Genomic DNA, 14,069 nt, shown 5'->3' with positions numbered 1-14,069 from the left:
GTCCACGGACGACCTGCCGCATGAGTGAACCCGCCCCCATGCCGTTCGATGACCTGCGCCGCCTGACCGGGCCCAACCTGTACTTCGCCGGACCGGGCGCGGTGCTGGAAACGAGGGTCGGAGCACCGGTGCCACCCGCACTGATCGAGGACTGGAAACGGCGCATCGACCGCGCGCGTGCCGCCTTGGGCTGGCCCGATGGCCCGGTGACTGTGCGGGAGCACGCGACCGGCGCCAGCCTCGCCTTCGCCGCACCCGGCGACATGCTGTACGCCGCCGCCGACGTGAACGAATGGGCCTGGCTGTCCGCGCTGGCTGCCGCTGGGATGACCACGGGCGACCCTGCGCTGCAGCCGGGCCATCCCTCGCTCGTCGACGAAGATGCGGACCTGCGCCTGCTGCGCGCCGTCGCCGCGGCCGAATGCCTGCCGCGACTGCCCGCCCTGCGCGAGGCCGCGCGTGCACACGGCCTGCCGCTGCTGCTCGACGACGAGCACCTGTCCATCGGCATGGGCAGCGACAGCCGCACCTGGGACAACCCCGCCTTGCCGACGCCCGATGAAGTGCCGTGGCAGGACCTGCACGCGATCCCGGTGGCCTTGGTCACCGGCTCCAACGGCAAGACCACCACCGTGCGCCTGCTCACCGCGATCGCCATCGCCCACGGCTGGCACACCGCCAACAGCTGCACCGACGGCATCTACCTCGATGGCGGCCTGATCGAGGGTGGCGACTATTCTGGCCCCGGTGGCGCGCGCAGCCTGCTGCGCGATCGCCGGACCCAGGCCGCGATCCTGGAGACCGCGCGCGGCGGCCTGCTGCGCCGTGGCCTGGCGATCGAACGCGCCGACGTGGCCGTGGTCACCAACGTCAGCCCCGACCACTTCGGCGAATACGGCATCCACGACCTCGACGGCCTGGCCGACGTGAAGCTGACCGTGGCCCGCGCCATCGACGCCGACGGCATGCTCGTGCTCAACGCCGACAACGAACTGCTGCGCCGCCATGCCGCCCGTCTCGATGTACCGCTGGCCTGGTTCTCGACCGACGACGACCATCCGCTGTTGCGGCAGGCGCGCGCCGAGGGTCGCCGCAGCTGCGGCGTGCGTGACGGCCACCTGTGGCTGTTCGACGGTACCCGCACCCACGATCTCGGCGCGGTCGCCGGCATGCCGCTGACCCTCGGCGGCCTGGCCGCGCACAACGTGCAGAACTGCGCCGCCGCCGCCCTCGCCGCCAGCGGGCTGGGCATCGCGTCGGCGACGATCGCGGCCGTGCTCGCCCGCTTCGGCCGCGACAACCGCGACAACCCCGGCCGCCTGCAGCGCTGGGTGCTCGGCGGCGGCGTGCAGGTCTACGTGGACTATGCGCACAACCCCGATGGCCTGGCGCAGTTTCTCGATCTGGTCCGCCAGGCGCACCGCGACGGCGGCCGTCTGCACCTGCTGCTCGGCCAGGCCGGCGACCGCAGCGACGAGGCCATCGCCGACCTCGCCGCCACTGCCGCGTCGTTCCATCCCGACCACGTGGTGCTCAAGGACATGGAAGGCTATATGCGCGGACGCGAAAGCGGCGAGGTGGGCCGATTGCTGCGCGCAGCGCTGGTGCGCCACGGCGTGGTAGACGGCGCCATCGACGAATGCCGTGACGAAACCGAGGCCGTGCGCTCGATCCTGTCCGCCGCCCGGCCCGGCGACAGCCTCGCCCTGCCGGTGCATGGCGTCGCCGCGCGGGAACGGGTCACCGCCCTGCTCGACCACCTGCAGGCGCAGGCATGGTCGGCCGGCGATCCCGTCGCCGGCGACTGATTACTCCACCGTCACCGACTTGGCCAGGTTGCGCGGCTTGTCCACATCGGTGCCGCGGGCCAGGGCGGTGTGGTAGGCCAGCAGCTGCACGGGGATGGTGTGCACGATGGGGCTGAGCACGCCGACGTGGCGCGGGGTGCGGATGACGTGCACGCCTTCGGATTCGCTGAAGTGGCTGTCCTGGTCGGTGAACACGAACAGCTCGCCGCCGCGCGCGCGCACTTCCTGCATGTTGGACTTCACCTTCTCCAGCAGCACATCGTTGGGCGCGATCACCACCACCGGCATGTCGGCGTCCACCAGCGCCAGCGGTCCGTGCTTCAACTCACCCGCCGGATAGGCCTCGGCGTGGATGTAGGAGATTTCCTTCAGCTTGAGCGCGCCTTCCAGCGCGATCGGATAATGCAGGCCGCGACCGAGGAACAGCGCATCCGACTTCGGTGCGAAGCGTTCGGCCCACGCCGCAATCTGCGGTTCCAGGTTCAGCGCGTGCTGCACGCTGCCCGGCAGATGGCGCAGCTGCTCCAGGTAATCGGCTTCCTGCTCCGGCGTGACCTTGCCGCGCAGCTTGCCCAGCACGACGGTCAACTGGAACAGCGCCGCCAGCTGGGTGGTGAAGGCCTTGGTGGAGGCCACGCCGATCTCGGCGCCGGCGCGGGTGTAGCAGACCAGCTCGCTGGCGCGCGGGATGGCGCTCTCCGGCACGTTGCAGATCGACAGCGTGTGCTCGTGGCCCAGCGACTTGGCGTACTTCAGCGCCTCCATCGTGTCCAGGGTTTCGCCGGACTGCGAGATGGTGACGATCAGGTGCTTGGGGTTCGCGTACGCGGCGCGGTAGCGGTATTCGCTGGCGATCTCGACGTTGCACGGCACGCCGGCGATGGCTTCCAGCCAGTAGCGCGCGGTCATGCCGGCGTAGTAGCTGGTGCCGCAGGCGAGGATCTGCACGCCCTCGATGTCCTTCAGCGCCGCTTCGGCGTTGGCGCCGAACAGCGCGGACGTGAAGCCGCCATCGACCACCGCCTCGATGGTGTCGGCGATGGCGCGCGGCTGCTCGTGGATTTCCTTCTGCATGAAGTGGCGGTACGGGCCCAGCTCCAGCGACGCCAGCGACACATCCGACACATGAACGTCGCGCTGCACCGGCTGGTCCTTGCCGTCGAACACATTGACGGCCTCGCGGGTCACCTCGGCGGTATCGCCCTCCTCCAGGAAGATCACCCGGCGCGTGGCCTGGATGATCGCCGATACGTCGGAGGCGATGAAGTTCTCGCCTTCGCCCAGGCCGATCAGCAGCGGGCAGCCCATGCGCGCGCAGACCATGCGGTCCGGTTCCTGGCGGCTGACCACGGCCAGCGCGTAGGCGCCGGTGAGTTCCTTCACCGTGCGCTGCAGCGCGGCCAGCAGGTCGTCGCCGCCCTTCAGGTGGTGATGCATCAGGTGCGCGATGACCTCGGTGTCGGTCTGCGACTCGAACACGTAGCCCAACGCGCGCAGCTTCTCGCGCTGTTCCTCGTGGTTCTCGATGATGCCGTTGTGCACCAGCGCCACGCCGTGGCTGATATGAGGATGTGCGTTGGCTTCGGTGACGCCGCCATGTGTAGCCCAGCGCGTGTGCCCGATGCCCAGGCTGGCATTGAGGCCTTCGGCAGCGGCGGCGCCCTCCATCTCGGCCACGCGGCCGGTGCGGCGCACGCGGTGCACGTCCTGTTGCCTGACCACGGCGATGCCGGCGGAATCGTAACCCCGGTATTCCAGCCGCTTCAGTCCTTCGATCAGTACCGGCACCACGTCGCGATCGGCGATCGCACCCACAATTCCGCACATAGGCCTGTGTCTTCCATCTGAGTCAAACGAACGGACATTCTACGTGTCCGGCACTGGACAGGCCCTGTCCGTCGAGTGTCCGCGGACACCCGGACAGTCATCCGCACCGGACAACCTCCTTTTAAATCAATCGCTTGCGTTTGGCACGCATCCTGCTGATACATGCAGGTCATTCCACAGAACGCATGCCGCCGATGATTCGGGACACCTCCGCCCAAGACCGAGTGCTCAGTTCCACCCAGGCCCGACCGGCATGGCGCCGTTGGGTGTGGCCTGCCGTTGGCAGCGCGCTGCTGCTGACAGGCATCGTGTTCGCCGCCCGTGGCTGGTTGGCGGGGTCCACCTCTATCGACGGCGCGCGCCTGCGCATCGCCGAAGTCACCCGCGGCGACCTGGTGCGCGACATCGCCGCCGATGGCCGTGTGATCGCCGCCAACAGCCCCACCCTGTACGCGGTGGCCGGGGGCGTGGTGACGCTGAAAGTAGTCGCGGGCGACCAGGTGAAGCAGGGCCAGCCGCTGGCCGAGATCGACAGCCCCGAACTGCGCAGCAAGCTGGCGCAGGAGCAGACCACCCTGGCCGGTCTTGAAGCCGAATCCAGCCGCGCGACACTGGATGCCAGCGTCACCCGTGCCAATGCGCAGAAGGCACTGGACCAGGCGGAGATCGAGCGTCAGGCGGCCGAGCGCACCCTGCAGCGCTACCAGCGCGGCTTCGAAGGTGGTGCGGTGCCGCAGGTCGACGTGCTGGAGGCGCAAGACAACCTGCGCAAAGCCGAGATCGCACTGTCCCACGCGCGCAAGGACGCAGGACTGCAGGGCCAGGGCGCGGGCCTGGATGCGCGCAACAAGCAGTTGCTGGCCCAACGCCAGCGCGCGGTAGTGACCGAAGTGCAACGCCAGGTGGATGCACTGACCCTGCGCGCGCCATTCGATGGCCAGGTTGGCCAGATCCAGGCGGTGCAGCGCTCCAACGTGGCGATCAACGCGCCGGTGCTGAGCGTGGTGGACCTGTCGGTGTTCGAAGTCGAGATCAAGGTGCCGGAGAGCTTCGCCCGTGACCTCGCCATCGGCATGCCAGCCACGCTGACCAGTGCCGGCCAGCCCTATCCCGGCGAGATTTCTGCGGTGTCGCCGGAAGTGGTGAACGGCGAAGTCGTCACCCGCCTGCGCTTCTCCGACAAGCAGCCGCCCGGCCTGCGCCAGAACCAGCGACTGTCCGCACGCATCCTGATGGAGACGCGCCGCAACGTGCTGATGGTCGAACGCGGCCCGTTCCTCGAGCAGGACGGGGGCCGCCAGGCCTATGTCATGGACGGCAGCTCCGCCGTGCGTCGCCCGGTGCAGCTGGGCGTCAGCAGCCTGAGCAATGTCGAAGTGCTCAGCGGCCTGCAGCCCGGCGACAAGGTCGTCGTCTCCGGCAGCGACCTGTTCGGCGATGCCGAGCGTGTCTCAGTCAACTGATCATCAAAGCCAGCCCTCCCCCACGTCTCCCACTCCACTCCCGAACCCGAAGAAGAAGGAACCCGCCATGCTTGAGATGCGCCAAGTCGCCAAGGTCTACCGCACCGAACAGGTGGAAACGCACGCGCTGCGTTCGCTCGACCTGCATGTCCGCGAGGGCGAGTTCGTCGCGGTCACCGGCCCGTCGGGCTCGGGCAAGACCACCTTCCTCAACATCGCGGGCCTGCTGGAAACCTTCACCGGCGGGCAGTTCCTGCTCGACGGGCAGGACGTCAGCCACCTGGGCGACGACGCGCGTTCGCGCCTGCGCAACCAGAAGATCGGCTTCATCTTCCAGGGCTTCAACCTGATCCCCGATCTCAACCTGTTCGACAACGTCGATGTCCCGCTGCGCTATCGCGGCATGCCGGCCGCCGAACGCAAGCAGCGCATCGAGGATGCACTGGCCCGCGTGGGCCTTGGCTCGCGCATGAAGCACTTCCCGGCCGAGCTGTCGGGCGGACAGCAGCAGCGCACCGCGATCGCACGCGCGCTCGCAGGCAGCCCGCGCCTGCTGCTGGCGGACGAACCGACCGGCAACCTCGACTCGCAGATGGCTCGCGGCGTGATGGAGTTGATGGAGGAGATCAACCGCCAGGGCACGACCATCATCATGGTCACGCACGATCCGGAATTGGCGGCGCGCGCGCAGCGCAACGTGCACATCGTGGACGGCATGGCCACCGACCTGTCGGTGGAGCCCGCGCTGATCCGCGCGGCGCACGCCGCCGAAGCCAACGCCTCCGCGTAAGGAACCCGCCATGTTCGGCTACTACTTTTCCCTCGCGCTGCGCAGCTTCAAGCGCAACAAGGCGCTGACCTCCCTGATGGTGCTGGCCATCGCGCTCGGTATCGGCGCCAGCATGACCACGTTGACCGTCTTCTACGTACTGTCCGGCGACCCGATCCCGCAGAAGAGCGACAAACTGTTCTATCCCCGCATCGAGCCGCGCTCGATGAACGGCTTCACGCCGGGCGACGAGCCGGAGGACCAGTTCACCCGCTACGACGCCGAGCGCCTGCTGAAGGACAAGAAGGGCGATCGCCAGGCGCTGATGACCGGCGGCGCATCGTCGGTGGAATCGGAAGACGGCAAGATCGAGCCCTTCCGCGTCGATTCGCGCTACACCACGGCGGACTTCTTCCCGATGTTCGACGTGCCGTTCCGCTACGGCAATGGCTGGTCGGCTGCGGACGACGAATCACGCGCCCGCGTCGTGGTCATCTCCAAGGCGCTCAACGACAAGCTGTTCGGTGGCGCCAACAGTGTGGGCCGCGACCTGAAGGCCTCCGGCAGCACGTTCCGCATCGTCGGCGTGCTGGACGAGTGGCGGCCCGCACCGAAGTTCTACGACATGACACAGGACCGTTTCACCGAAGTGGAACAACTGTTCGTGCCGTTCTGGACCGCGCTCAGCCTGAAGATGGGCACCCAGGGCAACATGAACTGCTGGGGTGACTCCAGTGGCGATGAAGAAGGCTCGCGCGGACCCAATGCCCCGTGTTCGTGGCTGCAGTACTGGGTGGAGCTGGGATCAGCGGAGAAGGTGAGCGCGTACAAGCAATACCTGGCCAACTATTCCGATCAGCAGCGTGCGGCGGGCCGTTTCGAGCGCCCGAACAACGTGGACCTGCACAACGTGATGCAGTGGCTGGACAAGCAGGGTGCGGTGCCCGGCGATGTACGCCTGCAGGTGTGGCTGGCGTTCGGCTTCCTGGCCGTCTGCCTGCTCAACACCGTCGGCCTGCTGCTGGCCAAGTTCCTGGGCCGGGCCTCGCAGATCGGTGTGCGCCGCGCGCTGGGCGCCACGCGCAAGGCGATCTTCGCGCAGTGCCTGGTGGAAGCCGGCACCGTCGGCCTGGTCGGCGGCGTACTCGGCCTGGTGCTGGCGTGGCTTGGCCTGCTAGCGGTCCGCCAGCAGCCGGCGGGTTACGCCGATCTCGCGCACATGGACCTGAAGATGCTGCTGGCCACCTTCGCCCTGGCGATCATCGCCAGCCTGCTCGCCGGCATGTTGCCCGCCTGGCGCGCCATGCAAGTGACGCCCGCCATCCAGTTGAAGTCGCAATGATGCGCTCCCTCCCCCGCTGGCGGGGGAGGGTTGGTGTGGGTGCCGTCGCAGGTCGACGGCACCGCCACTCCGCACCGCCCCCATCCCGCCCTTCCCCCGCACGCGGGGGAAGGGGCTGAAACCTCAGAGGCCCACCATGGACATCCGCCCCATCCTTTCCACCCTGTCCCGCCACAAGACGGCCGCCGCGCTGATCGTGCTGGAAGTGGCGCTGTCGTGCGCCATCATCTGCAACGCCGTCTTCCTCATCACCCAGCGGCTGGAGCGCATCGACCGCCCCACCGGCCTGGCGAACGAAGAGATCGTGCGCATCAGCATGGGCAACATCGGCGACAACCCCGAGGCCGACGCGCTGGTGAAGCAGGACGTCGCCAGCCTGCGGGCGCTGCCCGGCGTCAAGGCCGCCAGCAGCATCAACCACGTGCCATTCGACAACTCCTCCTGGAACAGTTCCATCCAGCTCGCGCCCGAGCAGGAGCGCCCGACCGCGCTGGCCAACGTCTACCTCGGCGAGTCCGTCATCGACACGCTGGGCCTGAGACTGGCCGAGGGCCGCGACTTCAATGCTGACGAGTATTCCAACTGGACCGAGATGAACAAGCAGAACGCCAAGGTCGTCATGCCGGCAGTGATCCTGAGCCGCGAGTTGGCGAACAAGCTGTTCCCCGGCGAAAGCGCAGTTGGCAAGAACATCTACGCCTGGAATGCCGACAATGTGCCGCACCGCGTGGTCGGCGTGGTCGAGCGCCTGATCCGCACCAACGACAACGGCGGACCGGCGGAAGCGGGTTACACGATGATCTTCCCGGCGAAGGACCTGACCATGGGCACCTTCGTGCTGCGCACCACGCCCGAGCGCCGGGCGGAAGTGCAGAAGGCGGCGATCGCCACGCTGGAGAAGAACAGCGCGCGCCGGCTGATCCTGCGCGAGGGCACGTTCACCGACATCATGAGCGACTACTACCGCGGCGACCGCGCGATGGCCTGGCTGCTGATCACCGTGATCATCTCGCTGCTGGTGGTGACCGCGTTGGGCATCGTCGGCCTGGCCAGCTTCTGGGTGCAGCAGCGCACCAAGCAGATCGGCATCCGCCGGGCGCTGGGGGCGACGAAAGGGCAGATCCTGCGCTACTTCCAGACCGAGAACTTCCTGCTGGCGACCATCGGCATCGTGATCGGCATGATGCTCGCCTACGGCATCAACCAGTTGCTGATGGGCAAGTACGAACTGCCACGCCTGCCGTTGCTGTACCTGCCTGTCGGTGCGGTGCTGCTGTGGCTGCTGGGCCAGATCGCCGTGTACGGGCCTGCGCGCAAGGCCGCCTCGGTGCCGCCGGCGGTGGCGACGCGTACCGCCTGAGGCAGCGCGGGCCCGAAGACCCGCCATGGGCCGCTCACGTCTGCTGATGCTCGGTCGGCATCCCTGGTTGAGCGCCCTGCTGGTGTCGGAGGTCGTGGCCCTGGTCGTGCTGGGAACCTTGGCATGGTCCGCGTGGCGGACCATGCCTTCGCTGCCCTCGCTGCTGCCGGAGGACGAGATCACGATATTCCCCCGCCTGGACACCGCCGACAACACGCCGCTTCCTTCGGCCGAGTTGCTGCGACGGGTCAAGGCCGTCCCGGGTGTGCGCCATGCGGCGGTCGGAAACCAGTCGCCCTACTCGCTCGACGTGTCGTGGGCGGCCCGGGCCTGGACGGACAATGGGCACGGCGACGACGCGTTGGTCGCGACGTACTTCGGATCGGAGGCGATGCTGCAGACCTTGGGACTCCGAGTAATCGAAGGTCGGAGCTTCATGCCCACCGATTTCACGCCCTATACCGGCGACCAGACCCGGATGCACGCGACCGGTGCCCCGGCCATCATCAGCGCGAGCCTGGCCAAGCGCCTGTTCCCCACGACACCGGCCATCGGTCGGCGTCTTTACATCCATGGCGACGCTCCGCTGACCGTCGTAGGCGTCGTCTCCGTGCTGCCTGCGGCAACAAGCGGATTCGCACAGAATCCAGAAGGCTTTTCCATCCTGCTGCCAACGGTGCCGACCGACGCACGGCTGGGGCCGCTGCTGGTCCGCAGCGGGATCGAGAACCGCGTCCGCGTTGCCAGCAGCGTCGAGCAGGCATTGAGGGCTTCCTTTCCGCGCGGGATCCTGGGCACGTCGCGGTCCCTCGCCGCAGACCGAACCTCATCGCTGGAATCCCTGCATCCCGTGCGGCAGCGAGCGCTGTGGACAGCTGCCGGCCTCGGCGCGCTGTGCCTGCTCGCGACCCTGCTGCTTGCGACCGACTGGATGGCACGACACCACCGGCTGGAACTCAGCTTGCGCCTGGCGTTCGGCGCGCGCCGTAACCAGCTGGTACGGGAGTGGAGCCTGGAACTTGCGGCGGTGACCGGTTTGGGTGCAACCCTCGGCTGGCTGCTGTTGTGCTCACCCGTGGCCGCACGGCTTGCCAGCGGCGCGCTCGCCGTACACCCATTCGAAACCGCGTCGCTGGCGCTTGCTTGTGCGATCGTGCTTACGATCGTCGCGACATGGGCGGCGTCGCACGCGTTCAGCATCCCGCCGCACCTCGTCAGCCGCAGTCCTTCGGTTAGGCTATAGCGCATGCCTACCATCCTCGTCATCGACGACAACCTGGCCGTCAGCACGGCCTTGAACGTACTGTTCTCGCTGCACGACATCGACATGCTGCATGCCGAATCACCCGAGGCGGGCCTGACCCTGCTGCGCGAGCAGGCGGTCGACCTGGTCATCCAGGACATGAACTTCACCGAGGACACCACGTCCGGCGTGGAAGGCGAGCAGTTGTTCACCGCCATCCGCGCGCAGTGGCCCGACCTGCCCGTGATCCTGCTGACGGCGTGGACGCACCTGGAGGCGGCGGTGAACCTGGTCAAGGCCGGCGCAACGGACTATCTGGCCAAACCCTGGGACGACCGCAAGCTGCTGGCCACCGTCAACACGCTGCTGGAACTCGCTGAAACACGCAATGAGCTCGATCGCCGCCGCAGCCGCGAACGCCGTAGCCGCGCCCAGTTGTCGAGCAAGTACGACCTGCGCAGCCTCGTGTTCGAGGATCCTGCGAGCGAACGCGTCGTCGCACTCGCCTGCCAGGTGGCGCGTTCGGACTTGCCGGTGCTGATCACCGGCCCGAATGGCGCGGGCAAGGAGAAGATCGCCGAGATCATCCAGGCCAATTCCAGCGTGAAGTCGGGCGCCTTCGTGACGCTCAACTGCGGCGCCTTGCCCTCCGAATTGATCGAAGCCGAATTGTTCGGTGCCGATGCCGGCGCCTACACCGGTGCCAACAAGGCCCGCGAGGGCAAGTTCGAGGCGGCCGACGGCGGCACGCTGTTCCTCGATGAGATCGGGAACCTGCCGCTGACGGGTCAGATGAAACTGCTGCGCGTGCTGGAGACTGGGCGCTTCGAGCGCCTCGGCTCCAATCGCGAACGCCAGGTCACGGTGCGCGTGATCAGCGCCACCAACGCCGACCTGTCCACGATGATCCGCGAGGGTTCCTTTCGCGAAGATCTGTATTACCGCCTCAACGCGATCGAACTCGCGCTGCCGCCGCTGGCCGAACGTCCCGGCGACATCCTGCCGCTGGCCGAGCGCTTCCGTCCCGCCGACAAGCCGCTGGCTGAAAGCGCACGTGCTGCGCTGCTGCGGCACGCATGGCCCGGCAACGTGCGTGAACTGCGCAACGTCATCCAGCGCGCCGGACTGTTGGCAATGGGTGACCGCATCGAGGCAGCCGACCTCAACCTGCCCCGGCCCGCACCGGTGCGCAACACGGTCGTGGCGGAACCGGAGCGGGCCGACATCGAAACCGCGCTCGCGCGCGCGGGCGGCATCATCGCCCAGGCCGCCGCCGATCTCGGCATGAGCCGGCAGGCGCTGTACCGGCGCATGGAACGCTTCGGCATCAAGACGCCATGATCCGTCGCTCGCTCGCCGGCCGCGTGCTGTCCTGGCTGTTGCCGTTGCTGGCACTGGCGCTGGTGCTGCCGGTCGCGCTGTCGCACTGGTTCGGCGACGACATCATCGCGGTGCTGGTCTCGGCCATCGTGGTGTTGCCGCTGGCGATGTGGGCGATCCATCGCGGGCTGCGCAGCACGTACTCGCTGTTCCGCGCGCTGGCCGGCAGCGTCAACAGCTATCGCGATGGCGAATACAACTTCGGCATCCACTGGCGCGGGAACGACGAACTCGCCGAACTCGTGCAGTCGCATGCCGCGCTGGGCGAGGTGTTGCGCGAACAGCGCCTGAGCCTGGTCCAGCGCGAACTTCTGCTCGACACCATGGTGCAGAACACGCCGGTAGCCATGCTGTTGATCGCGCCCGGCGGCGACGGCATCCGGCGGGTGATCTTCGCCAACGTGGCCGCGCGCAAGCTGCTGCACAGTGGCTGGAAACTCGAGGGCCAGGACTACGACGCGCTGATCGCGTCCGCACCGGTCGAGATGCGCGAAGCCCTCGCACGGGGTGGCGACAGTCTGTTCGCCATCGGCAGTGAGGAAGAGGATGGCGAGGAGCAGGTCTATCACCTGGCGCGCCGGAACTTCCGCCTCAACGGACGCCCGCATGAACTGCTGCTGCTGCGCCTGCTGACCAGCGAACTTCGGCGACAGGAGGTGATGACATGGAAGAAGGTCATCCGTGTGATCAGCCATGAGCTCAACAACTCGCTCGCACCCGTGGCCTCGCTCGCGCACTCCGGCGCGGAGCTCGTTCGCCGCGGACGCCACGACCGGTTGGAGGAAGTCTTCGGCACCATCGAGGAGCGTGCCCGCCACCTGGAAGGCTTCATCCGCGGCTACGCACGCTTCGCCAAGTTGCCGCAGCCGCAACTGCAGACGGTGCATTGGCGCGCCTTCTTCGAAGGGCTGCAGCGACAGATCGCCTTCGAGCTCACGATGCCGGAGGCCGACATCGATGGCCGCATCGATGTGGCGCAGCTCGAACAGGCACTGCTCAACCTGCTGAAAAACGCACACGAATCCGGCACGTCCGCCGACGGCGTGTCGGTGCGGCTGACCCGCCTGCCCGGCTGGCTGCGCATCGAGGTGATGGACCGCGGCAGCGGCATGAACGACGCGGTGCTGCAGAACGCTCTGGTGCCGTTCTATTCCACCAAGCGCAATGGCACTGGCCTGGGCCTGGCGCTGACGCGCGAGATCGTCGAGGCGCATGGCGGACGGCTCTCGCTGCACAATCGCGACGGGGGCGGTCTGTGCGTGGCGATCCAGTTGCCCGAAAATTGATCTTTCCGACGAGAGGACTTCGGAGCCCTCCACCTGCATCCGAAGCCGAACCCGCATGGCATCGACTCCCCCTCTCCCTCCGGGAGAGGGCAAGAGGTGAGGGCGGGCCGCCGCGATCCCGCTCAATGTACTTCCGCAAATGGCGGGCTTGAGCCCGCCTTAGGCTACTTCGGCTTTTTCACCGGCCGCTGCCAGCCTTCGATCGTGACCTGCCGCGCGCGGGCAACCGTCAGCTGATCAGCGGGAGCGTTCTTCGAGATGACAGAGCCTGCACCGATCGTCGCGCCATCGGCCAACGTCACCGGGGCGACCAGCGACGTGTTGGAACCGACGAACACGCGGTCGCCGATCGTCGTCGTCGACTTGTTCACGCCGTCGTAGTTGCAGGTGATGGTGCCAGCGCCGATGTTGGTGCCGGTGCCGATCACGGCATCGCCCAGATAGGTCAGGTGGTTGGCCTTGCTGCCCACGCCGATGCGCGCGTTCTTGGTCTCGACGAAATTGCCGACATGCACGCCGTCGGCCAGTTGCGTACCGGGACGCAGGCGTGCATACGGGCCGATCAGCGCGGCGCCTTCGCTGACCACGCCTTCCAGGTCGCAATGCGCACGCACTTGCGTGCCGGCGCCGAGCTTCACGTCCTTCAGGCGCGTGAACGGGCCGATGACGACGCCATCGCCCAGCTCCACCGTGCCTTCCAGGATCACGTCCACGTCGATCTGCACGTCGCGCCCCACCGACACCGTGCCGCGCTGGTCGAAGCGCGCCGGGTCGACCAGGCGCGCGCCCTGCACGCACAGCGCGCGCGCGGCACGCAGCTGGTAGGCGCGTTCGAGCTGTGACAGCTGCCAGGGATCGTTGGCGCCCTCGGCCTCGATGGGCTCGCCGACAAGGACCATTTCCGCCGGCGTGAATTCCTCTGCCGCCATCGCGAACACGTCGGTCAGGTAGTACTCGCCTTGAGCGTTCTCGTTCGACAGTCGTGCCAGCCAGCCCTTCAGCGCGCTGCCATCGGCGGCGATGATGCCGGTATTGATGGTGCGGATGCGACGCTGTTCGTCGTCCGCATCCTTGTGTTCGACGATCGCGGCCACGCGCCCTTCCTGGTCGCGCACGATGCGGCCGTAGCCGGCGGGATCGACCGGCTCGGCGACCAGCACGGCAAGGCGGCCTGGCGCGTCCAGCAGGCGTTGCAGCGTCTCGCTGCGGGTCAGCGGCACGTCGCCATACAGCACCAGCACACGCGCGCTGTCCGGCACGTCCGGAATGGCCTGCGCCACCGCATGGCCCGTACCGAGCTGCTGCGCCTGGTGTGCCCAATGCAGATCGGACTGGTCGGCGAAGGCGGCCTGCACCTGGTCGCCGCCGTGGCCATGGACCACGTGCACCCCGGCCGGCGACAGCGCGCGTGCCGCGTCGATCACATGCGCGAGCATCGGCTTTCCCGCGATCGGCTGCAGCACCTTGGGCAGCGCGGACTTCATGCGCTTGCCTTCACCAGCGGCGAGGATGACGACGTGGAGTGGATTCATGCGTGCAATTCCCTTGGCGTGGACAAGCGCGTTCAGCGCGACATGGTAGCAATTACCCC

The 14,069-nt window shown here is 67.7% G+C and carries 9 protein-coding genes and 1 pseudogene; 8 read left to right on the top strand and 2 right to left on the bottom strand.

What is annotated here, in order from left to right:
• Positions 1 to 20 precede the first annotated feature (20 nt).
• The gene (locus FB548_RS17385; protein WP_142126058.1) at positions 21 to 1,808 is read left to right on the top strand and encodes a Mur ligase family protein; all 1,788 of its coding nucleotides are present in this window, start codon (positions 21 to 23) and stop codon (positions 1,806 to 1,808) included.
• Here FB548_RS17385 and glmS read toward each other — a convergent pair whose 3' ends face one another.
• Positions 1,809 to 3,635, bottom strand: a complete 1,827-nt coding sequence (glmS, locus tag FB548_RS17380) for a glutamine--fructose-6-phosphate transaminase (isomerizing) (protein ID WP_142126057.1) — start codon at positions 3,633 to 3,635, stop codon at positions 1,809 to 1,811.
• Between the two features lie 194 nt (positions 3,636 to 3,829).
• On the opposite strand from glmS, the gene FB548_RS17375 reads away from it, so the two are divergent.
• The 7 genes and pseudogenes from FB548_RS17375 to FB548_RS17345 form a co-directional block, all read left to right on the top strand.
• On the top strand, positions 3,830 to 5,098 hold the full coding sequence (locus tag FB548_RS17375) for an efflux RND transporter periplasmic adaptor subunit (RefSeq protein WP_142126121.1): 1,269 nt from the start codon (positions 3,830 to 3,832) through the stop codon (positions 5,096 to 5,098).
• Positions 5,099 to 5,165: 67 nt separating this feature from the next.
• Entirely contained in the window at positions 5,166 to 5,888 is a 723-nt protein-coding gene (locus tag FB548_RS17370) for an ABC transporter ATP-binding protein (protein WP_062357085.1), read from the top strand.
• Positions 5,889 to 5,898: 10 nt separating this feature from the next.
• Entirely contained in the window at positions 5,899 to 7,209 is a 1,311-nt protein-coding gene (locus tag FB548_RS17365) for an ABC transporter permease (RefSeq protein WP_142126056.1), read from the top strand.
• Positions 7,210 to 7,345: 136 nt separating this feature from the next.
• A complete protein-coding gene (locus FB548_RS17360; protein WP_142126055.1) occupies positions 7,346 to 8,569 on the top strand; it encodes an FtsX-like permease family protein in 1,224 nt (407 codons plus the stop codon).
• Positions 8,570 to 8,636: 67 nt separating this feature from the next.
• Entirely contained in the window at positions 8,637 to 9,812 is a 1,176-nt protein-coding gene (locus FB548_RS17355) for an ABC transporter permease (protein WP_221625989.1), read from the top strand.
• A gap of 3 nt (positions 9,813 to 9,815) precedes the next feature.
• A complete protein-coding gene (locus FB548_RS17350) occupies positions 9,816 to 11,153 on the top strand; it encodes a sigma-54 dependent transcriptional regulator (RefSeq protein WP_142126053.1) in 1,338 nt (445 codons plus the stop codon).
• A pseudogene (locus FB548_RS17345) lies at positions 11,078 to 12,478 on the top strand (HAMP domain-containing sensor histidine kinase); the annotation flags it as partial. The gene FB548_RS17350 and the pseudogene FB548_RS17345, both read left to right, overlap by 76 nt.
• Before the next feature lie 164 nt (positions 12,479 to 12,642).
• Here FB548_RS17345 and glmU read toward each other — a convergent pair.
• Complete coding sequence (gene glmU, locus FB548_RS17340; RefSeq protein WP_142126051.1) at positions 12,643 to 14,010, bottom strand: bifunctional UDP-N-acetylglucosamine diphosphorylase/glucosamine-1-phosphate N-acetyltransferase GlmU; 1,368 nt, start codon at positions 14,008 to 14,010, stop codon at positions 12,643 to 12,645.
• Positions 14,011 to 14,069 lie beyond the last annotated feature (59 nt).

The sequence above is a fragment of the Pseudoxanthomonas sp. 3HH-4 genome, assembly GCF_006716465.1.
Lineage (GTDB): Bacteria > Pseudomonadota > Gammaproteobacteria > Xanthomonadales > Xanthomonadaceae > Pseudoxanthomonas_A.
Note: the sequence above shows the minus strand (reverse complement) of the source record. Positions and strands in the feature narration are given on the sequence as shown.

Excerpts from the sequence above, each read along its gene's own strand:
- FB548_RS17375 (WP_142126121.1), top strand. The coding sequence starts at position 3,830 with ATGATTCGGGACACCTCCGCCCAAGACCGAGTGCTCAGTTCCACCCAG.
- glmU (WP_142126051.1), bottom strand. The coding sequence starts at position 14,010 with ATGAATCCACTCCACGTCGTCATCCTCGCCGCTGGTGAAGGCAAGCGC.
- FB548_RS17370 (WP_062357085.1), top strand. The coding sequence starts at position 5,166 with ATGCTTGAGATGCGCCAAGTCGCCAAGGTCTACCGCACCGAACAGGTG.
- glmS (WP_142126057.1), bottom strand. The coding sequence starts at position 3,635 with ATGTGCGGAATTGTGGGTGCGATCGCCGATCGCGACGTGGTGCCGGTA.
- FB548_RS17385 (WP_142126058.1), top strand. The coding sequence starts at position 21 with ATGAGTGAACCCGCCCCCATGCCGTTCGATGACCTGCGCCGCCTGACC.
- FB548_RS17365 (WP_142126056.1), top strand. The coding sequence starts at position 5,899 with ATGTTCGGCTACTACTTTTCCCTCGCGCTGCGCAGCTTCAAGCGCAAC.
- FB548_RS17350 (WP_142126053.1), top strand. The coding sequence starts at position 9,816 with ATGCCTACCATCCTCGTCATCGACGACAACCTGGCCGTCAGCACGGCC.
- FB548_RS17360 (WP_142126055.1), top strand. The coding sequence starts at position 7,346 with ATGGACATCCGCCCCATCCTTTCCACCCTGTCCCGCCACAAGACGGCC.